At 65.0% G+C, this 23,785-nt stretch carries 23 protein-coding genes; 9 read left to right on the top strand and 14 right to left on the bottom strand.

Annotated features, from left to right (window positions below; all coding sequences use genetic code 11):
• Positions 1-253: 253 nt before the first annotated feature.
• Positions 254-496 (top strand): hypothetical protein, encoded by a 243-nt coding sequence (locus AB7Z56_RS38765; protein ID WP_063985692.1) that lies wholly within the window; start codon positions 254-256, stop codon positions 494-496.
• Between the two features lie 24 nt (positions 497-520).
• Here the strand turns inward: AB7Z56_RS38765 and AB7Z56_RS38760 are convergent, their stop codons facing one another.
• Positions 521-994 carry an NUDIX hydrolase gene (locus AB7Z56_RS38760; RefSeq protein ID WP_063985691.1) on the bottom strand — a complete coding sequence of 158 codons (474 nt, stop codon included), beginning with the start codon at positions 992-994 and terminating at the stop codon, positions 521-523.
• 231 nt (positions 995-1,225) lie between these two features.
• On the opposite strand from AB7Z56_RS38760, the gene AB7Z56_RS38755 reads away from it, so the two are divergent.
• On the top strand, positions 1,226-1,648 hold the full coding sequence (locus tag AB7Z56_RS38755; RefSeq protein WP_063985690.1) for a RidA family protein: 423 nt from the start codon (positions 1,226-1,228) through the stop codon (positions 1,646-1,648).
• Positions 1,649-1,660: 12 nt separating this feature from the next.
• On the opposite strand, the gene AB7Z56_RS38750 is transcribed toward AB7Z56_RS38755, so the two are convergent.
• Positions 1,661-2,749 carry an enolase C-terminal domain-like protein gene (locus AB7Z56_RS38750; RefSeq protein WP_354124752.1) on the bottom strand — a complete coding sequence of 363 codons (1,089 nt, stop codon included), beginning with the start codon at positions 2,747-2,749 and terminating at the stop codon, positions 1,661-1,663.
• Positions 2,750-2,944: 195 nt separating this feature from the next.
• Here AB7Z56_RS38750 and AB7Z56_RS38745 point away from each other — a divergent pair, with 195 nt between their 5' ends.
• Complete coding sequence (locus AB7Z56_RS38745; RefSeq protein ID WP_063985689.1) at positions 2,945-4,507, top strand: adenylate/guanylate cyclase domain-containing protein; 1,563 nt, start codon at positions 2,945-2,947, stop codon at positions 4,505-4,507.
• Positions 4,508-4,778: 271 nt separating this feature from the next.
• Here the strand turns inward: AB7Z56_RS38745 and AB7Z56_RS38740 are convergent, their stop codons facing one another.
• The 5 genes from AB7Z56_RS38740 to AB7Z56_RS38720 all read right to left on the bottom strand — a co-directional run bounded on the left by AB7Z56_RS38740 (position 4,779) and on the right by AB7Z56_RS38720 (position 10,520).
• The gene (locus AB7Z56_RS38740; RefSeq protein WP_166083309.1) at positions 4,779-6,002 is read right to left on the bottom strand and encodes an ABC transporter substrate-binding protein; all 1,224 of its coding nucleotides are present in this window, start codon (positions 6,000-6,002) and stop codon (positions 4,779-4,781) included.
• A 386-nt stretch (positions 6,003-6,388) separates the two neighbouring features.
• Complete coding sequence (locus AB7Z56_RS38735) at positions 6,389-7,321, bottom strand: alpha/beta hydrolase (RefSeq protein WP_063985688.1); 933 nt, start codon at positions 7,319-7,321, stop codon at positions 6,389-6,391.
• Between the two features lie 143 nt (positions 7,322-7,464).
• Positions 7,465-7,980 carry a hypothetical protein gene (locus AB7Z56_RS38730; protein ID WP_063986717.1) on the bottom strand — a complete coding sequence of 172 codons (516 nt, stop codon included), beginning with the start codon at positions 7,978-7,980 and terminating at the stop codon, positions 7,465-7,467.
• A 20-nt stretch (positions 7,981-8,000) separates the two neighbouring features.
• Positions 8,001-9,623, bottom strand: coding sequence for a flavin monoamine oxidase family protein (locus tag AB7Z56_RS38725; RefSeq protein ID WP_441256774.1), 1,623 nt, complete (start codon positions 9,621-9,623; stop codon positions 8,001-8,003).
• 327 nt (positions 9,624-9,950) lie between these two features.
• Positions 9,951-10,520 (bottom strand): alpha-ketoglutarate-dependent dioxygenase AlkB, encoded by a 570-nt coding sequence (locus tag AB7Z56_RS38720; protein ID WP_063985686.1) that lies wholly within the window; start codon positions 10,518-10,520, stop codon positions 9,951-9,953.
• A 79-nt stretch (positions 10,521-10,599) separates the two neighbouring features.
• On the opposite strand from AB7Z56_RS38720, the gene AB7Z56_RS38715 reads away from it, so the two are divergent.
• Positions 10,600-10,740, top strand: coding sequence for a hypothetical protein (locus AB7Z56_RS38715; protein WP_007597071.1), 141 nt, complete (start codon positions 10,600-10,602; stop codon positions 10,738-10,740).
• On the opposite strand, the gene AB7Z56_RS38710 is transcribed toward AB7Z56_RS38715, so the two are convergent.
• From AB7Z56_RS38710 to AB7Z56_RS38700, 3 genes are read right to left on the bottom strand one after another with little or no spacing between them, the layout of a single operon-like run.
• Positions 10,737-12,323 carry an ATP-binding protein gene (locus AB7Z56_RS38710; RefSeq protein ID WP_231143651.1) on the bottom strand — a complete coding sequence of 529 codons (1,587 nt, stop codon included), beginning with the start codon at positions 12,321-12,323 and terminating at the stop codon, positions 10,737-10,739. The genes AB7Z56_RS38715 and AB7Z56_RS38710 overlap by 4 nt on opposite strands.
• Positions 12,320-13,024 carry a response regulator gene (locus AB7Z56_RS38705; protein WP_063985684.1) on the bottom strand — a complete coding sequence of 235 codons (705 nt, stop codon included), beginning with the start codon at positions 13,022-13,024 and terminating at the stop codon, positions 12,320-12,322. The genes AB7Z56_RS38710 and AB7Z56_RS38705 overlap by 4 nt, the downstream gene beginning before the upstream one ends.
• Positions 13,025-13,040: 16 nt before the next feature.
• Positions 13,041-14,537 carry a DUF4153 domain-containing protein gene (locus AB7Z56_RS38700; protein WP_063985683.1) on the bottom strand — a complete coding sequence of 499 codons (1,497 nt, stop codon included), beginning with the start codon at positions 14,535-14,537 and terminating at the stop codon, positions 13,041-13,043.
• Positions 14,538-14,726: 189 nt separating this feature from the next.
• Here AB7Z56_RS38700 and AB7Z56_RS38695 point away from each other — a divergent pair, with 189 nt between their 5' ends.
• On the top strand, positions 14,727-16,070 hold the full coding sequence (locus tag AB7Z56_RS38695) for a glycoside hydrolase family 3 N-terminal domain-containing protein (protein WP_063985682.1): 1,344 nt from the start codon (positions 14,727-14,729) through the stop codon (positions 16,068-16,070).
• On the opposite strand, the gene AB7Z56_RS38690 is transcribed toward AB7Z56_RS38695, so the two are convergent.
• A complete protein-coding gene (locus AB7Z56_RS38690; protein WP_441256773.1) occupies positions 16,067-17,689 on the bottom strand; it encodes an ABC transporter substrate-binding protein in 1,623 nt (540 codons plus the stop codon). The two genes, AB7Z56_RS38695 and AB7Z56_RS38690, sit on opposite strands and share 4 nt — an antisense overlap.
• A gap of 82 nt (positions 17,690-17,771) precedes the next feature.
• A complete protein-coding gene (locus AB7Z56_RS38685) occupies positions 17,772-18,653 on the bottom strand; it encodes a LysR family transcriptional regulator (RefSeq protein WP_063985680.1) in 882 nt (293 codons plus the stop codon).
• 97 nt (positions 18,654-18,750) lie between these two features.
• Here AB7Z56_RS38685 and AB7Z56_RS38680 point away from each other — a divergent pair, with 97 nt between their 5' ends.
• Together AB7Z56_RS38680 and AB7Z56_RS38675 are read left to right on the top strand one after the other, a co-directional pair.
• The gene (locus AB7Z56_RS38680; RefSeq protein ID WP_063986716.1) at positions 18,751-19,428 is read left to right on the top strand and encodes a peroxiredoxin-like family protein; all 678 of its coding nucleotides are present in this window, start codon (positions 18,751-18,753) and stop codon (positions 19,426-19,428) included.
• A gap of 104 nt (positions 19,429-19,532) precedes the next feature.
• Positions 19,533-20,282, top strand: a complete 750-nt coding sequence (locus AB7Z56_RS38675) for an SDR family NAD(P)-dependent oxidoreductase (RefSeq protein ID WP_063985679.1) — start codon at positions 19,533-19,535, stop codon at positions 20,280-20,282.
• A gap of 7 nt (positions 20,283-20,289) precedes the next feature.
• Here AB7Z56_RS38675 and hydA read toward each other — a convergent pair whose 3' ends face one another.
• Together hydA and AB7Z56_RS38665 are read right to left on the bottom strand one after the other, a co-directional pair.
• Positions 20,290-21,744, bottom strand: coding sequence for a dihydropyrimidinase (gene hydA, locus AB7Z56_RS38670; protein ID WP_063985678.1), 1,455 nt, complete (start codon positions 21,742-21,744; stop codon positions 20,290-20,292).
• 102 nt (positions 21,745-21,846) lie between these two features.
• Positions 21,847-22,455, bottom strand: a complete 609-nt coding sequence (locus AB7Z56_RS38665) for a TetR/AcrR family transcriptional regulator (RefSeq protein ID WP_084795310.1) — start codon at positions 22,453-22,455, stop codon at positions 21,847-21,849.
• A gap of 103 nt (positions 22,456-22,558) precedes the next feature.
• Here AB7Z56_RS38665 and AB7Z56_RS38660 point away from each other — a divergent pair, with 103 nt between their 5' ends.
• Together AB7Z56_RS38660 and AB7Z56_RS38655 are read left to right on the top strand one after the other, a co-directional pair.
• Positions 22,559-23,254, top strand: coding sequence for a PspA/IM30 family protein (locus AB7Z56_RS38660; RefSeq protein ID WP_063985677.1), 696 nt, complete (start codon positions 22,559-22,561; stop codon positions 23,252-23,254).
• Positions 23,255-23,293: 39 nt separating this feature from the next.
• Complete coding sequence (locus AB7Z56_RS38655) at positions 23,294-23,569, top strand: YiaA/YiaB family inner membrane protein (protein ID WP_014491840.1); 276 nt, start codon at positions 23,294-23,296, stop codon at positions 23,567-23,569.
• Positions 23,570-23,785 lie beyond the last annotated feature (216 nt).

The following is a 23,785-nucleotide window of genomic DNA, read 5'->3' as shown; positions in this document are numbered from 1 at the left end:
CTTCAGGATCTGGCGATCCGCGGTAACCGCTGAATCACGTCTGCGTTGGCTCAGCCTTGTTGGGCCGCCACAGCTGGGCGAGCCGGAGCTCGGCTTTTCTCCTTTGTCTGCACTTCCGACTTTGCGACTGCGGAAGGGGCCGGCCCCGACGTCAAGCTGACGCGGGCGCAGACCATCATGCAAGGCGCGCGAGCCATTGCGACTTCCGCTACCGGCGCGACGCGGGGGGATCACAGTGAAAGGAATGCGAACGATGCGGGCGACCTGTCTTGCAATGGCTGTGCTGGCGCTGATGGCGTCATGCGCGGATGCAGCGGTGATCGACTGGCAGGCCGAGCTCCAGCGCTGCCGGGCGCTGCGCGCGAACATCGCGCCGCTGCTTCAGGCCGGCGAGGGGATATCCGCCGTCGGCCGCTCCAACAGATCCGTCCGTCGCTGCATCTGGATCCAGCGCATGGCGGTGCGCAAGAAAATCCCCGGCGCGGAGGTTTGGTAGCACGATGTGGAGACAGCGACGTCCTCAGGGTGACGGAGTAGAAACCTTCCGCCGGAGCAGCACATCCTTCAACCCGTTCGGATAGAGGTTCGGTCCGCCCTGCACGTCGAGATCGGCAAGGTCGAACCATCGCGCGACGATCTGCTCCCCGTTATCCTCGCGGAAATCGATGCGGTCCTGGCCGCTGAACGCGCCGTCTGGAAGCGCGACCTCCGCGATGAACATCACCTCATGCCCGGTCGATCCCTCGTGCATAAAAATGTTCTCCATCACCAGCGGCTCGCCCGTGATGGTGATGTCCACGCCGAGCTCTTCGCAAAATTCCCGCACGAGCGCCGCTCGCCAGCTCTCGCCGAACTCGATCTCGCCGCCGAGCGGGCGCACGCCCTTGATCCGCCCCGCATCGTCACGCACCTCGGCCGCCAGCAGCCGCCCGTCCCGCCAGTGCAGGCCGAGCGCGACGACGCGGATGTGAGGGTGGGGCCGCCATGTGGACATGGGGGCATCGTTATCGTGCCCGCCGCCGCTACGCAATGCGCGGTGGCGAGACCTTGTCGGGCCGGATGCGCACTGCCTTCGGCATGCAAATGCTTCGCAGCCTTGATCCGTGACTCGCCGCCTGCCATTGTCCGGTCCTCCATTAGGGCGACGAGCCTGGTGAGATACAATTTGCGGCGTTCGGCAAAACGTGTCGCTTCGCCGGACGTGACGAGAAGGCAGGTTTTCGAGATGAACAGCGTGAACAAGCCCGGCGGCAACTATTTGCCGGTGATCATCCATGGTGGAATTGCGTATGTCAGTGGTCAGCTGCCGCGTCGCGGTGAGGACCTGCTGTATGCGGGCAAGGTCGGCGCAAATGTCGATATCGCGGCCGCGCAGGAGGCCGCTGCTCTCTGCGCCGATCTCTGCATTTCGGCCATCAACCACGCAACAGGCGGAGAGGACAGGATCGTCCAGGTCCTGCAGCTCGTTGGATACATTGCTTCAGCGCCTGGATTTACCCAGCAGTCGCAAGTCATGAATGGGGCCTCCGACCGGCTGATCGAGCGCTTGGGCGATCGCGGTCGTCACACGCGCACGTCTGTCGGCGTCGCCGAGTTGCCGCGGGGCGCTCCCGTCGAGCTGAGTATGATTGCCGCTGTTCGGTCGTAAGAGGCGGTCTTATCAGACGAGATACTTCTTCACCGCCGCCTCGTCCCACGCGATCCCGTTGCCGGGCTCCTCGCCCGGCAGGGCAAAGCCGTCATTGATTTGCAATCGTGTCGCCAGCACCGCGTCGGCCCAGTCGACATATTCCAGCCAGTGCGCGGTCGGTGTCACGCAGAGCAGGTGCGCGCTGACCTCCGAGAACAGGTGCGTCGACATCTCGATGCCGGCGGCCTGCGCGAGCGCGGCGGCGCGGAGCCAGCCGGTGACGCCGCCGATGCGCTGGACATCCGGCATCACGTAGTCGCAGGCTTCCGCGGACAGCGCTGATTGCATCGAGAAGGCACTGTCAAAATTCTCTCCGATCTGGACCGGCGTGCGCAGCGCATCCGCGATGCGGGCGTTGCCCTCGTAATCGTCGTGGCGGATCGGCTCCTCGATCCAGGTCAGCCCCTCGTCGTCGAGCATCTCGCCGCGGCGGATGGCTTCGGTGACCGTCAGGGCCTGGTTGTAGTCGCACATCAGCGTGACCTGATCGCCGACGGCCTTGCGCACCGCGCGTACCACGGCGAGATCCTCCCGCGCATCGGGCCGGCCGACGCGGATCTTTGCGGCGTGAAAACCTTCGGCCAGCAGCTTGTGGGCCTCGTCCACCGCGGCGCCCGCCGGCATGATGCCGAGCCCCTTCGAATTGTAGGCCCTGACCGGCTTCGGCGCACCGCCGAGCAGGCGCGCCAGCGGCAAGCCCTTGCTACGCGCCAGCGCGTCCCATGCCGCCATGTCGATGCCGGATTGCGCCAGCCGCTGCAGGCCGGCGAGGCCGAGCAGGGTGAAGCGCTGGGTCAGCTTGCGCTCGATCTCGAACGGCAGCAGCTCGTCGCCGGCGACGAGCTCAGACATTTCCGCGACCATCGTCGTCAGCGGCTTCAAGGCCGAAGGCGTGATCGAGAACAGATAGGCATGCCCCACCGCGCCCTGGTCGGTCTCGCAGTCGATCAGCACCAGCGGCGCCTTTGCGACCGTGCCGGTCGAGGTCTTGAGCGGCAAATTCATCGGCACGATCACGGGGCGCGCATTGAAGCGCGTGATGCGGATGGTCTCGGTCATATGGAGGATCTCCGGGCGGAGTGAATGCAGGTTAATGCCGATCTTAAACATTCGCCATGAAACGAAAAGCCATTTGCTGCGACCCACCATGAAATGGGGTTGCGCGGTCTCGCATTTGCGGGCTCTGTGCCGCCGCAAGCTCTTGCCGCGAATTCCCGGGGTTTGCGACAAGATCGCACACGACGGAGCCACAGGGTGAAACAAGAGATCTCCGAAGAACAGCGCAAGAGCGGCATCCTCACGGGGGCCGTGATCGCCTTGCTCCTGCTCGCTTTGCCGGTCGCGGTGTGGCTGGACCTGACCGACCTCAGCAAGACCGCGCTGCGCCGGCAGGCCGCCGACCTCAACTCGGTGATCACGAGCGTGCGCAGCTACTATGCGTCCAACGTCGTCGGCCGCATCCTGGCTAACCCAAACGGCACCACCAGGGTCGTGCACAATTACGAATCCGTCCCCGGTGCGATCCCGATCCCGGCGACGCTGTCGCTGGAGCTCGGACGGGTGATCGGCGCGCAGCAGGAGAACATCACCTACCGCTTCGTCTCGGACTTCCCGTTCCAGAACCGCGCCGCGCACCAGCTCGACAAGTTCGAGAAGGACGCGCTCGACGCGCTTCGGAAGGACCCCGAGCAGAAGATCGTCGAGACCGAGACCTCGCTGTTCTCCGACAAGGTCCGGCTGGTCGCGCCCGTCACGATGGGCCCGGCCTGCGTCAGCTGCCACAACAGCCACCCCGAGAGCCCGAAGAAGGACTGGAAGGTCGGCGACATCAGAGGCATCCAGGAGGTGATCATCGCGCAGCCGATCGCCGCCAACATCTTCTCGTTCAAGTTCCTGCTGGCCTATTTCCTGATCGCCGCGGGCTGCGGCCTGTCGTTCCTCTCGCTCCAGCGCCGCCAGGCCGGCCGCATCAAGGGCATGAACAAGGAGCTCGAATCCGCCAACGACTTCCTGGCTTCGCTGTCGATGAAGATCTCGCGCTACATCCCGCCGCAGGTCTACAAGAGCATCTTCAGCGGCCAGAAGGACGTCACCATCCACACCGAGCGCAAGAAGCTGACGATCTTCTTCTCCGACATCCAGAATTTTACGGCGACCGCCGAGCGGCTGCAGCCGGAGCTGCTGACCCAGCTCCTCAACGAATACTTCACCGAGATGTCGGCGATCGCCCATGAATATGGCGGCACCATCGACAAATTCATCGGCGATGCCATGCTGATCTTCTTCGGCGACCCCGAGACCAGGGGCGACCGTGCGGACGCTGAGGCCTGCCTCCAGATGGCCTGGCGGATGCAGCAGCGTCTTGCCGAGCTCAATGCGAAGTGGCGCGCCTCCGGCATCGAGCAGCCGTTCCGCTCGCGGATGGGCATCAATTCCGGCTATTGCAATGTCGGCAATTTCGGCAGCAGCGACCGCATGGATTATACGATCATCGGCGCCGAAGCGAACCTCGCCGCGCGCCTGCAATCGATCGCCGAGCCCGGCGGCATCGTGCTGAGCTACGAGACCTTTGCGTTGGTCAGCGACATCGTCCGCGCGCACGCGCTGCCCGCGATCACGATGAAGGGCATCAGCCGCGAAATCATTCCCTATTCGGTCGACGCGCTCAACGACGCGGCGGCGGAGAAGAGCGGTGTCATCACCGAGCGCGCGCCCGGCCTCGAGCTGTATCTCGACCCTGCCGTGGTGAAGTCAGGCGATGCCGCGCGCGTCCGCTCGCTGCTGGAAAACGCGCTGGCCGCGCTCAAGCCGGCGTGAGGGTGCTCTTACCCTCCCCTGGAGGGGGAGGGTCGATCGCGCGCAGCGCGAGCGGGGTGGGGTGATCTCTCCACGCGGGCAGTGTTCAATGAGGATAGACCGTCACCCCACCCCGTCTCATGTCTCGCTTCGCTCAACATGAGCCGACCCACGGGCGAGCTACGCTCGTCCCGGACCCCTCCAGGGGAGGGTAAGCGCCGACCTCTTACAACGCGAAAGGTGAAGTCCCGCGTCAGCGGGTAGGTGGGCCAGCAAAAGGTCCACGTGAAGCCTACCGCGCCGCCCCTTCCGTGAACGCGGTCTCGATCACATCGCCAAAAGGCTGCCAGGAACGGCCGTCGAACTGGACAAGCCGCATCTGCTTGATCGGCAGGTAGCTGTTGGGCGAGGTGCTCATCCTGATGTTGGGCAAGGCAACGGAGGGCTGCTGATCCCTCAGCGAAGCCGCCTGACGCATGATGTTCTCGCGCGACAGGTCGTCGCCGCATTGCTTCAGCACCTGTGTCAGCGCCTCGGCTGCGCCGTAGCCGTAGACCGCGGCGCTGTTGTTGGTGCTTTCGACGTGATGGTACTTGTCCATGAAGGCGAACCAGTCCTTCATGGCGGGGTCGTTCTTCCATGCGGGGTCGCTCGGATCCTTCAGGAAGGCCGCCGAGATCACGCCGGACGAATTCTCCAGGCCCGCGGGCGCCATCGCGTTGGCGATCGAGGCGGAGGCGTCGTTGACGATGATGACCGGGCGCCATTTGAGTGACGCCGCCAGCTTGATCACCTTGGACGCCGTCGACGGCACGCCGAGGAAGACGAAAATATCCGCGCCCGCGCGCTTGAGGATCGAGACATGCCCTTCGAGATGCTCATCGGCAATGTCGAAGGCGATGTCGACGAGCACGAGGCGGTTCAGGTCGCCAAGACCTTCCTGGATGCCCCTGTAGAGCATGCGTCCGAACTGGTCGTTCTGCCAGAGCACCACGATCTTCTTCTTGGGGTAATAGGCCTGGATATAGTTGGCATAGATGCGCCCCTCCGACCGGAATGAGGGCTGCCAACCCATGGTCCAGGGAAACGCCTTGGCCTGGCTCAGCTCCTCGTCGCCGGAGGCGACGAACAGCTGCGGGATTCTCTTCTCGTTCAGGTACCAGCGCGTGGCGATATTGCCGGGCGTGCCGAACGAGCCGAACATCAGGTGCACGTCGTCCTTCTCGACCAGGTTGCGCGTCAGCTCCAGCGCGGTGGCCGGATCGGAATTGTCGTCGCGCGTGATGAAGCGGATCTTGCGGCCGTTGATGCCGCCGCGCGCGTTGATCATGTCGAAATAGGCGGCCTCCGCCTGGCCGATGGCGCCGAACTCCGAGAGCGGTCCCGAATACGGCATGACATTGCCGATGCGGATTTCATCGCCGCTCGCGGGTTGTTCTGCGTGTTGCTGGGACATCGCGCCAAGCGACGCGATAGCGATCATCGAAACGAACAGCATCCTGCCGATGACGCGCATGCTCGATACCTTGATATTGGCCCCTCCAAGAGGTCGGCTCAATCCGCACCAAGTCCGCTTGATCTACGTCAAGCGTTTGTCAAAGCTGTGGCTTGATCGCCCGCTTCAAGGCGACGCATCGCGAACGAAACGACAGCCGTGTTGACGGGCCATCAATCGACAGAGCTTGCCATGTGGCACCCCTCTCCCTAACCCTCCCCCGCAAGGGGGGAGGGAACGCACCTTTCGTTTGGCGAGTGACTCCATTCATTAGCGCGTCGGCGATGAGGGCACAGCGTGGCCACGTGCTCCGCTGCGCTCCCTCCCCCCCTTGCGGGGGAGGGCGGGGGAGAGGGGTAGCTCAGCAAAAGGTGCGAGTGGATCGGCACGCCGCCCGTAACGCACTGCTACGGCAGCTCCCGCGCCTCGAGCTGATGCACCAGCAGCAGGGTCGGTTCGGCGAGGCTGTCGCCGGAGCCGTCGAGGCCGAAGGCGGCGGCGATGCCGTCGCGGCTGCGCAGCAGCGTGCTGCGCGGGCAGTGGCCGGCGCCGCAGAGGGTCTTCTTCAAGGTCTCGCCCTGCGCCACGAGGTTCGCGGGATCGTTCGCGGCCCAGGCCAGCACGATCGGCGCGTCGACGTTGAGGATGCCGGGGAAGACCGACCGCTTGTCGTATTGGGTGGGGTCAGTGCCAAGATAGGCCTTCTCGCTGTCGCTCGCGTCCTTGCCCGCGCGGTAGATCCCGGACACCAGCACGACGGCGGCGACATCGGCGCGGTCGGTCTGGAATTCGGGATGCGCCAGCAAGGTGGCGACATGGAAGGCGCCGGCGCCGTAGCCGACCGCGACGATCTCGCGGGCATCGCCATTGAACAGGTCGATATTGCCGTGGACCCAGGATAGCGCCGCCGCGACGTCGGTTGCACCCATCGGCCAGGTCGCCGCAGGCGCAAAGCGATAGTTGACGCGCACGCCGATCATGCCGTTGCGCGCGGCAAAGCACATCGCCTGGTCCTGGATCTCGCGGGACAGGTCCGGCGCGCCGCGATCGCCGGTAAAGGTGTCGCCCCCCACGAACAGCAGCACGGGCCGGGGCGTATCCGCCTTGGTCTCGCTGCTGGTGGCGACGTCGAGCACATTGGCCTCGCTGTCGCCGTAGCGCAGCCCGCGCGAGAAGGAGATCTGCTCGCACAGGCGCGCGGTGCCGCCGGCGGTCGTGTCGTTGTCGGTGAGGCCCACCCGGACGAGATTGGACGGCCCCGTGAGCCGCGCGGGCGACGGACCGTGTGCGGAGGCTGCCGTCATGCCCAGGATGAGGAAGAAAGCGAGATAATTCTTCATGTTGGTATGTTGGTGCCGGCCCTGCGTGCCCGATATGGGTTCGCGCGTTTGACCTGTCTTTTCAATTCGCCTTATTAGTTAGTTCGTCTTGAGGCGATTTCACGGCACCCGGTTTCTTGCCCATGTTCTTGCCCATGCGCGGTTCAATTCCCCGGCTGGAACGTGCAGTCGGCTCCGCTGCCATCCTTGCGACGGATGGCATTGGGGTCGATCGTGCAGCTCAGCTTGCTCAGGCTCTCGAAGCTCGATCCCGCCGCACCATCGGGCGGAATGCCAGCGAGCGCTTCTGTCGCGAAAATTTCATTGGCCGTCGAGCCGTTCACGGTCCTGCTCTTCTTGCCGAAGGTCAGCTCGCAATTGCGTAGCGTGATGTCGACATTGCCGGTGCGGCAGACGATTCTGTCCACGGTCACCACGATCGGCTTCTTGTAGGGAATCTCGGCATTGGCGGCGAACAGCATCGCCACCGCCTTCCTCTCGGCGCCGGTCAGGTCCGGCGACAGCGGCGCGATCACGCCCGCGAGCGCCAGCGCCGTCGAGCCCGAGACTTTTGCAGGCGTTGCCCCCGAGGCTCCGGCGACGTTGAAGGCGCCGGCAAAAGCGAGCGCGGAGATGATGCGGGCCCAAATCCTGGATCGGGCCCTTCTCGTGAATGTCATTCGCGTCGCTTCCTCTCCGGTCACGGCTTCGCCGCCGCAAGGCGTCCCGAACCTATGACAGAATTGCTAGTCCGGGCAGAGCCATTCGCTTCAGGCTGCTTGTCGATGGCCTTGATGATCGCCGCCGCTGCCGTCTGGCCGGACTGGAGAGCGCCTTCCATGTAACCGAAATACGCAAAGCAGGTGTGCTCGCCGGCAAAGAACAGGCGGTCCTCGAAGCCCTTGGCCAGCAGCGGCCCGGCGAGGCACACCTCGCCGGGGGCGGGACAGGAGTAGCCGGCGGCGGTCCATTCGTCGCGCGGCCAGGCCATGAACTCCGGCTGATCGGCCAGATGGGCGACATAGCCCTTGTAGACGCTGCCGATCTGCTGCGCGTAGAACGCGTCGACCTGCGTCTGGTCACCGGGCTGGTAATGCTTGAGAGCTTCCGCAGCGACGTCGGCGCCGGCGAACAGGCTGAGCTCGACCGGATGATCCGGCGGGGCGATCTGGTTGTCCGTCCCTTCCCAGGTGACACCGAACTGGTTCGAGATGGCCGTCGGGGCGAGGCCCTCGCCGATCCAGAAGCGCTTCTTGAGCGGGCTGAGATATTTCACCGCCGTCCCCATCGTGACGTAGTAGTCGTGCGGCAGGTGGGGCGTGATCGTGATCTTGGCGTTGGGCGAGTCCGGCCACAGGCTCGGGGGTATCGCGAGCACGGCATAATCGGCGGCGAAGGACGCGCGTGCCGTCCCGTTGCCGCAGGGGCTGAACTCCAGGGTCACGCCTTCGCTGTCGATGCGGATGGCGCGCACCGGCGTCGACAGGTGGGTGCTGGCGCCCTTGTCCTCGATGTCCTGCGCGAGACGAATGGCGAGCTCCTGATTGCCTTCCGAGCAGCGCAAAGTCTCGGTCTGGGTGAAGAAGGCGTCGATCTGGTCCTTCATCCGTCCGCCCGCGACGACGGCCAGATTAGCAAGAAGGCTCTGCTTGGTGGTCGGCTGGCCGGCGTCGTTGGAGAACTGCTCCTCCATGGCGTGCTTGGTGAGCTTCGAGCAGTCGAGGCTGGCGATCCACTCCGCAATCGTCCTGGCGTCGAGCTTCCTTGCGCCCTTGGCGCGCCAGGGCTTGTCAGGCTTGACCCTGCCGGCCCACCGACTGAGCTTGCCGAAAGCATCGTCCATCTCGTGATAGACCCGCTTCATCTGGCCGTCGGAGAGCTTGTGGCCGTCGAGAAACACCGGCATGTCGAGCTCGAGCGCGTCGAAATTGGTGTCCGAGGTGATGACGGAGAGGCCGAGCTCGAACCGCTTGGCATATTTCAGCCAGAGCGGATGATTGTAGCCGATCAGCTCGCCGCCGGCCTCGACGATCCCGCTCGGCTTCTTCTTGCTGAGAACCCGGCCGCCGAAGCGGTCGCGGGCCTCGAACAGCGTCACCTCGCAATGGGCGACGAGCTCGGAGGCCGCGATCAGGCCGGCGAAGCCGCCGCCGATGATCGCGACTTTCGGGCGTCGCACCGCCAGCGCGCGGAGCGCGGTGGGTGAGCGGATTGTGGGCGGGGTGGGCTGAAGGGCGAGCTTGTCCTTGACCCGCCGCTGGCGCTCCGCCCCCGAAATCCTGGGCCCGTAACGCCGGTGCAGCCGCGCAAACAGCGAACGCATCGCGAGCTTCCCTTGAAAATGTCTTCTGCCGGGAGGCGCCGTGCGGCGCCCTGAAATGCTGCAACATCGGCTAAAAATGGACCGGCCGATAGAAGCGAGATTAACTTACAATCTTGCGGAGAGTCGAGTGGCGGCTTCTCTTCCGCCCGACATCTTGCCCTTGGCCCGCAACTGAGGGGAAAATCCGCGAACCGCGCGGCGATTGCGCGGTGCGGCTGTTTTGGTCCGACGTGTCAAACGGTTGCGGCGCGCGACCGCGGCCGCATGCCGGCCGCGCGTTCTACTGTGCATGGGGTTGTTTTCGCAGTTTTAGTTTTGGACCGGCCGTTACACCCGCTTCATGGTCCGGAAGGTGATCGAATAGCGGCGTGCCTCGACCGGTGGGATGCTGTGCTCCCATCGCGACCGCGCCTCGCCGTCCATCAGGTAGAGCGAGCGCGGCAGGGCTTCGAGCGCGTGGCGCTCCCATTTGTCGCCGCTGCGGCGGCGGAAGCGGAATTTGCACGGCGAGCCCAGCGACAGGCCGAGGATCTCCTTGAAATGCGGCTTGTCGCGGTGCCAGCCGATGCCGACGCCGGTGTCATATTCGGTGCAGAGCACCTGCCGGACGCTGCCGGCGGCGAGGCCCGCCCAGGCCTCGACCTGCCGCGCGACGGGCAGGACCCAGTCCGGGATCGGCTCCGCCTCGGCCAGCCGTTGCAGCGAATAGTCATAGCGATAGCCGAACGACGCCACCCGGCGGTTGCCCTCGAAGGCACCAAACTGGAAGCGCTGCAGCGGCAATGCTGCGATGCGGCCGATCAAGTCCTGCTCGACGGCGGCCTCGACGAAGTCATCGGTATAGCGAAGCCCCGCAGGGCCGGCTTGCGGGTCGGCGAATAGACCTAGCTGCGTCATTGCTCGCATTTCCGTGATGGAACCTATTGGCGGCTGAAGCGACTTACATAGGACACGGAAAAAAACGTGCGAGGCTGTCATGGCAGAGAAGCATACCGCCGATCCGGCAGAGATCATGCGGGCGACTGGTCATCCTGAGCTGGAATATGCCGCCGGCTGGACCATCGCCGGTCTGGTCACCATCGGCACCATCGTCGCCGCCTGGGTGTTCGCGATCTAGGCGATCGGAAACTGGAGCTCGAAGGCCGCGCCCTCGTCGGTCGGCTTGAGCCTGATCGAGCCGCCATGGCTCGCCATCACCGCGCGCGCGATCGCCAGCCCCATCCCGGTGCCGCCCTGGTCGCGGCGGGTGGTGAAGAACGCATCAAATATCCTGTCGCGGTTCGGCGCCGAAATCGGCTCGCCGTCATTGCTGACCGTCACAAGCAGGGTCGTCCGCTCGTCCTCCGCCTCCAGCCTGATGGTCCTCGCTCTGTGCCGCATCGCGTTGTCGGCGAGATGCGACAGCACGATCAATGCCTTCTCGCCGGACATGCCGATCGCCCGGTCGAGGCGGCCGCTGGCCTCGATTGAGCTGGCCGGAAACCGGCTCCGGAGGTCGGCGATCACGGGCGCAAGCTCGGTGCGCTCGTTCTGCGGCAGGCTCTCGGCGCGGGCGAGTTCGCGCAGCCGCTGCGCCATCGCCTCCAGCCGCTGCGTGTCCGACAGGATGTTGGCGATGAACGTCTTCTGCTCGGCAGGGGTCAGGCCTTCCGGCTTTCCTTGAAAAGAATCCTGCAACAGCTCGGCCGCGCCCTTGATCGAGGTCAGCGGCGATTTCAGCTCGTGGGTGAGGTGGGCCGAGAACGTCGCGATATAGTCGGAGCGCCGCGCCAACTGTTCCGCCATGCCGAGAAAGCTGTGCGAGAGCTGGGCGAACTCGCGGGTGCCGTAGTGCCGGAGCGGCCGAAACGCCTCGCGGTCGCCGCGGCCGATCCGCGCGGCGCGGTCGATCAGCTCGCGCATCGGCAGCGTGATGGTGCGCGAGAATACGAGGCCGATCGCGATGGTGCCCAGGATCACGGCGAGCCCCGCCAGCACGAACTTGGCCCGCTCCTGGTAGAGATGGTCAAAGATGTTGCTTGGCGTCCGCGTGGTGTAGATCACCCCGGCAACGCGGTTGTTGACGATGACGGGCATCGCCGAGAACACGTGCACGCCGAGGCCGCGACTGAAGGAATAGATTGGCGGCGGCGGCTTGTCCGGCACGCGGTTGCGCAAGGTGGCGCGGTATTGCCCGTGCAGCGCGTCCGCGACCTCCTCGATATGGGCGAGCGACTGCCCGACCTCCTGCCGCCCGGCGATCACCACGCCCTGCGGATCGAGGATGCGAAAGCCCGCCAGCGTCACCTTCTGGGTCTCGCGGATGATCGGCGTCAGTCTTGCGCCGATCTCGACATAGGCTGGCTGCGCTGCTTGCGGCGCGGCTTGCGCATCGGGTCGCCGCCGCAAGAGATCGTTGGCGGTGAGGTCGAGCGCGGGACGGATCGGGGTGACCTGGTCGCCGGGGTCGGGCAGCACGTTGGGCGGCACCTCGGCGCCGAGCGTCAGGCCGCTGTCGAGCCGCGCCGTGACCTCCTGCGCATAGATCGTCGCAAGCACGCGGCTCTGCGCGATCAGCTCGGCCTGGGTCTGGCGGATCAGCTGGTTGTCGTAGAGGCGGAAGAAGAACAGGCCGACCAGCGGCAGCACGCCGACGGTCGCCAGCACCGTGAAAATCACGAGGGTGAGCGACGGCCGCCATTTGTCGGGCGCTGCGCTCATGCCTCTTTCTCGCAGCGGCCGAGCTTGAAGCCGACGCCGTGGATGGTCTCGATCACGTTCTCGCAATTCAACGCCGCGAGCTTGGCGCGGATGTTGCGGATGTGGCTGTCGATGGTGCGGTCGGAGACCTGGATGTTGAGCTGATAGGCCGCCCGCATCAGCTGCTCGCGGTTGAACACCGAGGTCGGCCGGGTCAGGAACGCGCGCAAAATGCCGAACTCGATCGCGGTCAGCTTCAGCGGCGTGCCGGCGAAGGTCGCGACATGCTGCTCGGGATCGATCAGCAGGCCGCCTTGCGACAGCGCGGCCGGACTTGCTTTGGCCTCGCCACTGCGCGGGCTGAGGCGGCGCAGGATGACGTTGACCCGCGCCACCAATTCGCGCGGGCTGAACGGCTTCGTCACGTAATCGTCGCCGCCGATCTCGAGGCCGAGGATGCGGTCGATCTCCTCGTCGCGCGCCGACAGGAACAGGATCGGCGCGTCGGACGTCTTGCGCACCTCGCGGCAGACGTCGAGCCCGTCGAACTCGGGCATGCCGATGTCGAGCACGATCAGGTCGGGCCTGTCGGCGGCAAAGCGGGCGAGCGCCTCCTTGCCGTCGCGCGCCTCGATCACGTCCATGCCGGCCTTCTTCAGGGCGACGCGGATGACCTCGCGGATGTGGCCCTCGTCGTCGACGATGAGAATGCGATGCGCCAAGAACCTCTCCGCTTCCTCAGCCTGCCTGCTGAACCTTCGCCTGCGCGTCCAGCCTGCGCTGGAGCCGCCAGCTCCGAAAGCCCCAGCTCCGCCAGGCCAGATCCTGGCGCTGCTGTTCTACAAGGCGGTCGCGGCGCGACACAAGGCAGCTCTCGGGGGCGCCGGGCCGGAGCAAGATGGCCTTGTCGATGGCAGGCAGCGCCTGCGGCCCGAGCGTCAGGAGATAGTTGATGTCGATCTGCACGCCCTTGCCCGATGCTTCCCGGCTGTGGGCGACATTGTAGTCGGCAATGAACGCATCGAAGTTCACGAGCGAGCAGCCATAGAGCACGATCGCCAGCGCGATCAGATTGGCACCGACGAGCCACTGGTTGGACCGGTTGAGCGCGATGCGCGCCACGATCAGGACCAGCCCGAGCGCCACCAGACCCATCCAGATGAAGGCCGCGATCCGCCAATAGGTCAGCATGTAGATGTCGACATAGAGATCGAGGCGGAGGATGGAGGAGGCGACGAGCAGCACGTTCTGCCCGACCCAGAGATAGACCAGCGGCCGGATCACCTTCGATTTCTCGGCCGCCCCGCCCGGGCGCATCGCGACCAGCACGAAGGCAGCGGCGAGCAGCGCGGTCGCTATCAGCGGATAGGCGCCGCGATGGGCGTAGGCCGCATAGGTCAAATTGTCGGGCAGCGCCACATGGCCCCAGAGATAGATGCCGTCGAGGATGGACTGCGCGGCGAACAGCAGGTTGAACAGGATCAGCGAGCGCAGAATGGTGGAGGGGTTCAGAAATTCGGCCGAGACCAAGGGCGGGAGCGGGGGCGGCACGGGGCCGTCGGCAACGGCGGTGGTGACAATCGTCCTGCGCCGCCAGCGCACATGGATGAACGGCCAAACCAGCGCCAGCATCATGGCCCAGAACAGCAGGCGCGGGATGCTGATATATTCGAGGATGAGCTTCGGATTGAGCAGGGACACCCACTGCTCGATCACCGGATTGGCCGCAGCGAACAGCGCGATGAAGACGGTGCTCAGCACGGCAGGCATCAGCCAGAGCGTGAGGCCGCGGGTGAACGCCGACATGTTGAAGATCTGGAGCGCCTCAAGGAAAAACCTGAAGGGCCCGAACAGGACAAAGTTGCGCAGCGCGCGGGCTCGCTCAGCGAACCCGGTCGTTTCCGGATTGGTCGCGAGCAGCAGCGCGATCGTCAGCGATGCGACGAGGATCAGGAAGGACAGCATGTTGAGCTCCTCGACGGCCGGGACGAGGCCGGCGACAAGAATGGCCGTGCCGATCATGGTGCGCCGCAGATCCAGGGCCGCATGATTGAAGAGCACCGACACGCAGGCCATCGCGATCGCAAAGAGCGTCAGCGACAGCCCGATCCGCTGGCCGTAGAACAGCCAGTCGGCGAGCGCGGCCAGCACCAGCGCGAGGCCGACCTTGGCCGGGATCGAGGAATGTCTGATCGGCTGGATTTCCGCTGCTATCGTCGAAGCCAGGCTCGTCATGTCCAAATGACCTTTCGTGATGGGTGGCATCACGAAGTCTGAACGGCGCTTGTGCAGAAGGCGGGACCATCGTCTGCACGGTTTCAGGAGTCTTTTGCAGTTTTCGTGCAGGCGCGCGTTTGCCTCTCGCACAGCGTGATTCGCTTTGATAGGTGCGAAGCATTCGCCACTCATAGCGTGTGACGCATCATGCAATTCCTCGGTCGTATTGGTCTCATCCTGCTCTGGCTGGCCGCGCCGCTCGTCGCATTCGCGGCCGCCAACAAGAACGATCCCTATCTGGTCCCGCTGCGTGGCGCGGGAAACCTCGCGCTTGTCGTCGCAAGCCTCGCGATCGTCATCCTCCTGCTCCGCAGAGGGCGTTGGCGTACCGTCGCGGGCAAGCTGCTCGTCGTGCTCTGGTGCCTGCCGCCGGTGCTGATGTCGGCGGCGCATCTGAAGTTCGAGCTGCGCAAGCACGAGGTGCTTGCCGCGAGCGCCACCGAGACGCGTCAGCTCGGACCTCACTTCATGGTGGGCTATTCCTCCTTTCCCGAGGTTGCGCGCCTTGCCGAGCAGGGCTTGATCGGCGGCGTCTACGTGACCCGGCGCAACATCCGCGGCCGGACCGTCGAGACGTTGCGCACCGAGATTGCGGCGCTTCAGGACAAGCGGCGCGCCGCCGGCCTGCCGCCGCTGGTCGTTGCGGCAGACCAGGAGGGCGGCATCGTCGGACATCTCGCGCCGCCGCTGACGAAGCTGCCGGCGCTGGCGACGCTCAGCGGGCTCGCTCCCGACGAACAGCAGGCCAAGGCCGAAGAGTTCGGCCGCATCCACGGCCGCGAGCTCGCCGGGCTCGGCGTCAACCTCAACCTCGCGCCGGTGCTCGACCTCAAGCCGCCGGTCCGGCGCAATCGCCTTGATTTTCATACGCTGATCGGTCAGCGCGCGATTGCGACCGACCCTGCCGTCGTCAGCACGATCGCGAGCGCCTATGTGCGCGGGCTGGAAGAGTCAGGCGTCGGCGCTACGCTGAAGCATTTTCCCGGCATCGGCCGCGTCCGCACCGACACGCATCATTTCAGCGCCAAGCTCGATACGCCGGTTAGGGAATTGGAGGCAACCGACTGGCTGCCGTTCCGCGAGGTGCTGTCGCATTCGCGCAGCGCGCTCATGGTTGGGCATGTGACGCTCACGACCGTCGATCCCGATCGCGCGGCCTCGCATTCGAAACGCGTCGTCGAGGGGATCATCCGCGACAAGTGGGGTTACCAGGGCACGGTGATGACCGACGACCTCGTGATGGGTGCGATCTACCAGCACGACGTCTGCAAAGCCGTGGTTGAGGCGATTAACGCCGGCGTCGATGTGCTGCTGGTTGCCTATGACGGCGCGCAATTCTACCGGGTCTTCGCCTGCGCGCTGGATGGGGCGCGGCAGGGCAAGCTCGACGCCGCGATGCTGCGCACGAGCGCGGTACGGTTGGCGCGGGGCTTCCCGACCGAGCAGGCGCGAGCCGCCTCGGACGTCGTCCGCGTTGTCGAGCGGCATTAGCCCTTCGCGAACTGGCGGTAGTCGGGTTCGCGATGAAACCAGAACTCGTAGCCGGTGATGGCCTTCTGCATGGCGACGTCGTGGATCGGCTGGTTGAGCGGAACGACGGGGACGTCGCGCATGCAGAGCGTGATGAAATCCTTCACCGCTTTTTCGTATTCCGCCGCATTCGCCGTAAAGCGCGCCCTGTCGATCAGCGCGTCCATCGCCTTGTTCTGGTATGAGGAGATGTTGAAGATCGAATTGTTGCCGTGGAAATTCCAGTAGAAATAGTACTCGGGATAATCGAGCCATCCGCTGAAGCGGTTGAGCGCGAGCGGCAGCTCCTTCTTGTTCAGTGTCGTGCGCCAGTTCGCGCCTGGGATTTTTTCAATCGACGCCTTGATACCGATCTTGGCCAGACTTTCCTGGATCAGGATGGCGGTCGGCTCGCCGACGGTCGCAGTGCCTGTGTCGAGCGACAAGGTCGTCTCCAGGCCGGACTCAAAGCCCGCTTCCTTCATCAGCGCCTTGGCCTTGTCGAGATCGGTGACATAGGGAGAGGGCTGTGGCCACACCGGTTTTGAGACATCGGCGGCGCCGCCGTACATGGGAACGGCGCGGCCGAAGAACGCGCTGCTCTGGATCTGCTCATAAGGCATCGCCCAGGCGATGGCCTGCCGCAGCTTCACATTGTCGAACGGCGGCTTCGCCGTGTTCAGCGCGACGTACCAGAGCGCATTCGGGATCGGCACGCCTGATACCTTGACCTTGCCCTCCTTGATAATCTGCTCGAAATCGCGCGGGGCAAAGCCGCTGGAAATATCCGCATCGCCCCGCTCCAGCATCGCGCGGCGCGTGCCGGCCGAGGGGACGTCGCGCGCGATCACGCGCCTGATCTTCGGCAGCGGTCCGCTCTTCCAGTCGTCGAAACGGGCCAGCACGGTCTCGCTGCCTGGCTTCCAGCTTTCGATCCTGTAGGCGCCGCCACCGGCCTCGTTGGTCCTGAGCCAGGCGAGCGCCCATGGGTCTTCCGCCGTCGCGTTCTTCTTGGCGAGTTCGGAATTGATGATGAAGGGCACGACGACGGCCACGTTGAACAGCAGCATCTTGTCCTTGCGGACATAGTCGATGCGGAGGGTGTGGTCGTCGACCACCACGAACTGCTCGGGCTTCTCCAGCGAACCCGCCGACATCTGGAAGGTCGGAAAGCCGCCGACCTTCACGGCGCGGTCGAACGACCATTTGACGTCCTTGGCGGTAACAGGCGTGCCGTCGTGGAATTTCGCGTCCTTGCGAAGCTTGAAGGTGCAGGACATGCCGTCGGCGGCGACCTCCCAGCTCTCGGCGAGTTCGGGCTCGAGCTTCTCGCGATCATAGGACACGGTCCCGTCGGGCAGCGTCCTGGAGGCGTAGGTCAGCAGGCGGTCGTAACAGTTCCAGGACAGGCCGTTCACGGTCTGGTTGGAGCCGACGCCCTGCATGTCGAGCGAGTTCGGCCCGAGCTCCTGCACCACCAGCAACGTCTCGCTACGCCCCTGCGCCCTGGCGAAGGAGGGTGTGATCGCCGTCAGTCCGGCCGCGCCAAGGCCACCGAGCACCAAATCGCGGCGGTTGATGTCGAAAGGTGATGCGCTCATCGGTGCCTCTTTTGCCGGAGATCTGCAAAGAAGCAAGGCGCATGCCATCAGCGGCGCTTCATGACGTCGCATCCGCGCTGGCCTATCTCAATTCCTCCGCCAGGAAGTCGACCAGTGTGCGCACCTTGGTCGAGGGGCGCGGACCCGCCGGGAACACGGCGTACACCTCGACCGGCGCGAGCTTGTAGCTCTTCAACACCGGCACCAATGCGCCCGCCTCGATCTCGGGGCCGGCCATCACCGGCGACGTCATCGCGATGCCGAGCCCCGCCAGCACGCTCGCGAACACGCCGGGACCGGAATCGGTGGTGATGCGGCCGCGGACATCGACGGAGGTCTCCGCGCCGTTGCGGGTGAACGACCAGGTGGTACGGCCGAACAGGCCGGGGCCGAAGATGCAGTCGTGCGAGGCGAGGTCGGCCGGCGTCTTCGGTGTGCCGCGCTCGGCAAGATAGGATGGCGCTGCGACGAGAAAGCGCGACACGGTCGCAAGCTTGCGTGCGCCGAAGCCGGAATCGTCGAGGGGGCCGAGGCGAATGGCGACGTCGGTGCCTTCCACAACGAGGTTCTGCCGTTCGTCGGCGACGGACAGCTCGACGCGCAAGAGGGGATGGGCCTTAAGGAATTTCGGCAGGCGCGGAATGATGTTTCGCGTGCCGTAGACGATCGGCATCGTGATGCGCAGCGTTCCACGCAAGGAATCGACGCCGCGCGCGGCGTCCTCGGCATCCTCGATATCAGCCAGCACTTCGCGCGCACGCGTCAGGAACAGCGCACCGGCGTCCGTGACCGTGATGCTGCGCGTGGTCCGCAGCAACAGCTTGACGCCGAGCCGCGTCTCCAAGTCGCCGATGATGCGCGACACCGAGGGCTGCGACAGGCCGAGCTCGCGCGCGGCCTTCGAAAAGCTGCCGCTCTCTGCTGCGCGGACGAACACAGTCAATTCCTGCAATCGGTCACTCATTCAAAATCCGGATAAATGTTGTCCTAATTGACCATATACCCCTTCATTTTCGAATGATCCAGATAGGACGGGCCAACAGCAAAAGATGGAGCTACCCATGGCCCTTCAAGACAAACTCGATGCCTTCAAAGCCGACTTCGAAGCCGGCCGCTTCCCGCTCAAGCCCAACCAGGAGGCGCTCGACACCATGCAACGCGCCACCGCCGAACTGATCGCGAGCGGCCAGGCGCAGCGCGCCAAGAAGGCCGGCGACGCCGCGCCGGAATTCGTCCTCAGGGATCCCGACGGCAAGCAGGTCGCCTCGCGCGACCTGCTCGCGAAGGGTCCGCTGGTCGTGTCGTTCTATCGCGGCGTCTGGTGCCCGTATTGTAACCTCGAGCTCCAGGCGCTCCAGGAAGCGCTGCCGGAGATCGCCGCGCGTGGTGCGAGCCTCGTTGCGATCTCGCCGCAGACCGCGCCGAACAGCCGCAAGTCGGAGCGCGAGAACAAGCTGTCGTTCCCGATCCTGAGCGACGTCGCGAGCGGCCTCGCCGATGCCTTCGGCATCCGCTTTGCGCTGCCAGCCGACCTGGTCTCGCTCTACCAGTCCTTCAAGAACGACCTGCCGACGTTCAACGACAATCCGGCCTGGGTGCTACCGATGCCCGCGCGCTACGTCATCGGCCGCGACGGCATCATCGCCTATGCGGAGGTGAACCCGGATTACACGCATCGCCCCGATCCATCCGAGCTGTTGCCGGTGCTCGACCGGTTGCGGGCCGGCAAGGCGGCCTGATCAAGAACCGGCCGGCTCACGGGCCGGTCACTCTCTCTTCCTCAAAAGGTCAACGGCGTGCGCGTGCCGAACGCCCGCGCGCGCCCAAACCAAAGGACTGTGTCATGTCAAAGCTCGAAGGAAAGATTGGCGTCATCACCGGCGGCTCCAGTGGTATCGGTCTTGCTGCGGCGAAGACCTTTGTGGCCGAAGGCGCTTATGTTTTCATCGTTGGACGGCGTCAGGGCGAGCTCGACAAGGCCAAGGCCGAGATCGGGCGCAATGTCTCCGCGATCCAGGCCGACGTCGCCAATCTCGACGATCTCGACCGGCTCTACGCCCGGGTGAAGGATGAAAAGGGTGCGCTCGATATCATCGTCGCCAGTGCCGCGTTCGTCGAGCGTAAGCTCACGGTGGACGTCACTCCGGCGCATTTCGACACGACATTCGGTATCAATGCGCGTGGTGCCTATTTCACGGTACAGAAGGCGCTGCCGCTGATGCGCAAGGGTGGCTCGATCGTGCTGGTGTCGTCCGGTCTGCACCTGAAAGGCCTTCCCGAGCACGGCACCTACGCCGCCACCAAGGCCGCGCTGCGCTCGTTCTCGCGGACCTGGGCGATGGAGCTGAAGGATCGCGGCATCCGCGTGAACACGTTATCACCGGGCGCCATCGATACGCCGATCATCGACGGCCAGTTCAAGACCCCAAGGGAGGCCGAAGGTGCCCGCGCGTTCTTCGCCTCGATCACGCCGCTCGGCCGGATTGGTCGCCCGGAGGAAATGGCCTCCGCCATTTTATTTCTGGCCTCGGACGACAGCAGCTACAGCACGGGCATCGATCTCGCGGCCGATGGCGGTATTACGCAGGTTTGAGGTAACCCTACGGCGTGACCGCGCCGCGTGCGACCGCGCGCGGGGCGGTCAGTTGTTTCCATGTCGAGTTGGCGACGTGTACCGGCGAGAACGCCGGCCGCTCGATGTAGTGACCGTCGCCGGCCTCGGCGCGGAGATCGCCAGCCTTCCAGACGACGCGGCCACGCGACAGCGTCGCGGCCGGTCCGCCGGTGCAGGCAAAGCCTTCGAACACGTTGTAATCGATCCGGCTCATCTGCCGCTTCGCGCTGATGGTCTTGCTCGCCTTGGGGTCCCACACCACGACATCGGCATCCGAACCGACGGCGACGGCGCCCTTGCGCGGGTAGATGTTGAGGATGCGCGCGATGTTCGCCGAGGTCACGGCGACGAATTCTTCCTTAGTGAGCCGTCCCGTGGCGACGCCCGCGGTCCACAACAGTGCGAGCCGATCTTCGAGGCCGCCGGTGCCGTTCGGGATCTTCCTGAAATCGCCGAGCCCGAACCGCTTCTGCTCGGTGGTGAAGGCGCAATGGTCGGTTGCGACCACCTGGAGCGAGCCTGATTGCAGGCCGGCCCAAAGACTGTCCTGATGCGATCTGTCGCGGAAGGGCGGCGACATCACGCGCTGCGCGGAATGGTCCCAGTCCCTGTTCTGGTACTCGCCGGCATCCAGCAGCAGATGCTGGATCAGCGGCTCGCCATAGACGCGTTTCCCAGCAGCCCGTGCGCGGGCAATCGCCTCATGCGCTTCGCGGCAGCTCGTGTGCACGATGTAGACCGGCGTGCCCGTCATGTCGGCGATCATGATGGCGCGGTTGGTGGCTTCGCCCTCGACCTCCGGCGGCCGTGAGTAGGCGTGGCCCTCGGGGCCGGTGACGCCGCGCGCGATCAGCGCTTCCTGCATCAAGGCGACGACGTCGCCGTTTTCCGCATGCACCACCGGCATGGCGCCGAGATGGGCGCAGCGCGCGAACGAGTTGTAGAGCTCATCATCGTTCACCATCAGCGCGCCCTTGTAGGCCATGAAATGCTTGAAGGTGTTGATGCCGTAGGTTTTGACCACAATCTCCATCTCGTCATAGATCTGCTTCGACCACGACGTCACCGCCATGTGGAAGCCGTAGTCGGTCGCCGCCTTCTCGGATTTGTGCCGCCACTCCTGATAGGCCGCGAGCATCGACTGGCCGGGATCGGGCAAGCAGAAATCCACCACCATGGTGGTGCCGCCGGTCAACGCCGCCTTCGTTCCGGATTCGAAATCGTCGGCGGTCACCGTGCCCATGAACGGCATTTCGAGATGGGTGTGCGGATCGATCCCGCCCGGGATGATGTAGGCGCCGCCGGCATCGACGATCTCCGCGCCCGTCGGTGCATCGAGCGATGTTCCGATCGCGACGATGGTCTCGCCGTCGATCAGCACGTCCGCACGGCGCGAATGATCATGATTGACGACGGTGCCGCCGCGGATGAGGAGGGGCATGGGAGACTCCGGAGAGAGGACGAGACGCGGCGAAAGCTAAGCGTGCTGCCAGCGATGCGACAGGCGAAATTTTAGTCAGGCATCGCTGCGCTCTCTCGGCTTCTACGCCGCCCGCGCGATCAAGCCGTCGATCATCGCCCGCACCAGGCCCGCGATTTCCTTCCGCAGCGCCGGCAGCGGCACGGCGACCAGCCTCTGCTCGAGCCCCAGCGCCACCATGCCATGCACGGCCGAGAACAGGCTGCGTGCGGTGATGCCGAGCCCCTCTGTCCCTCTGTCTGGAAATAACGATGCCAGTGGCGCGTAGATGTGGCGGAACAGCTGCAACTGGTCGTCGACGGACCAGTCGGGGACTTCCTTGCCGGGCTCCATGCGATGCTCGAACATTGCGCGCCAGAGCTCGAGATTTTCTGCGGCGAAATCGCAATAGGCGATCGCGATGCGGACCAGCGTCTCCTGCGGCGATGGATTGCCCGCGCTCACCGCCGCGCTGAGCACCTTGTCGAGCCGGAGCAGCGTGCGCGAGCCGACGCGCAGGACCAACTCGTCCACGTCGGCGACGAGATTGTAGACCGCGCCGTTGGCGCAGCCGATCTCGCGGGCGAGATCGCGGGTTTTGAGACCCGCCAACCCTCGCTCAGCGATCATCCGCTCGGCCGCCTGAATCAGGTCGACCCGCAGTTTCTCTCGACGTTCCAAGGCTTTAGTCATCTATTAATCAAATTCTTGAGCGACGCTCAAATATTTATTGAACGATGTTCAAGGTCTCTGCTACAAACCATCTGTGAGCAACGCTCATAACAGGGAGCAGCAAATGTTCAAGACCGTATTGACACTTTTCCGCGGCAGCGTGGCGGCCGCGGGCGAGGAACTGGAAGACCGTACGGCCCTTCTGATCCTCGACCAGCAGATGCGCGATGCAGCCGCTGCCGTCGAGCGCAGCAAGCGGACGCTGGCGCTGGCGATCGCCCAGGACCAGCAGGAAGGCCGCAAGCTCGAGGCGACCGTCGCCCGCATCGCCGATCTCGAGACCCGCGCGGTTGCGGCGCTCGACGGTGGCCGCGAGGACCTCGCCAAGGATGCCGCCGGGGCCATCGCGGGCCTGGAGGCCGATCGCGATGCGGCGATGACCGCACGCGCATTGTTCGCGACCGAGATCATCCGGCTGAAGCGCCATGTCGCAAGCGCGCAGGCCCGCATCACCGAGCTCGATCGCGGCCGTCGTGTCGCCCGTGCCTCGGAAGCGGTGCGCTCGCTTCGCCGCAGCGGCATCGAGGCGGCACGCCCTTACGAATCCACGCTGCCGGAAGCGGAGAGCACCTTGAGGCGCCTGCGCGACCGGCAAATGGAAGCCCAGGCCGCTGACGACGCGCTGGTCGAGCTCGATGCGGCCAGCGGTCCGCTCGCCACCGCCGAACGGCTCGCCGAGCAGGGCTTTGGCCCCCGGCTCAAGACGACCACGGACGACGTGCTGGCGCGGTTGAAGTCCAAGCGCATGCCGACTGCCTGACCCCAAACCCATCATCATTCGAACCGACAGGAGACCATCATGAACCAGAACGGCCAGCCCCACAGCAGCGCCTGGGTGACCTTCACTTACGCGTCCTTCGCAGCCTCCGCGTTCCTCGTCGCCATCGGCATCTTCTTCCTGCCGATCGATCTCTGGATGAAGGGCTATCTCACCATGGGCATCGTGATGCTGATCCAGACCTGCATCACCCTGACCAAGACGGTGCGCGACAATCACGAGAGCAGCCGGCTGGTGAACCGCATCGAGGATGCCAAGGCCGAGCGCCTGCTGATGGAAGTGTCCAAGGCGGCCTGAGGCGAGAGCGCATATAAGCGCAAAGCTACCTGCAATATGGAGCGGAGGATGCCCCGGCATCCACCGCTCGCGCCGTGAGACCATCCACCCTCGAGCGGTCGCCCCGTTCGGCGATCGCGGATCTTCGTATCGCGCCTGCGAAATGCAACCGAGCCATGACGGATCGCGCGGGCGGGCGACCTTGCGCGCCAGCGCGGGCAGGGGCACTCTGCGCAA

It is taken from the genome of Bradyrhizobium sp. 482_C4_N1_8, assembly GCF_052075965.1.
Lineage (GTDB): Bacteria > Pseudomonadota > Alphaproteobacteria > Rhizobiales > Xanthobacteraceae > Bradyrhizobium > Bradyrhizobium barranii.
The sequence above is the reverse complement of the archived record's forward strand: the minus strand, read 5'-3'. Positions and strand labels throughout refer to the sequence as shown.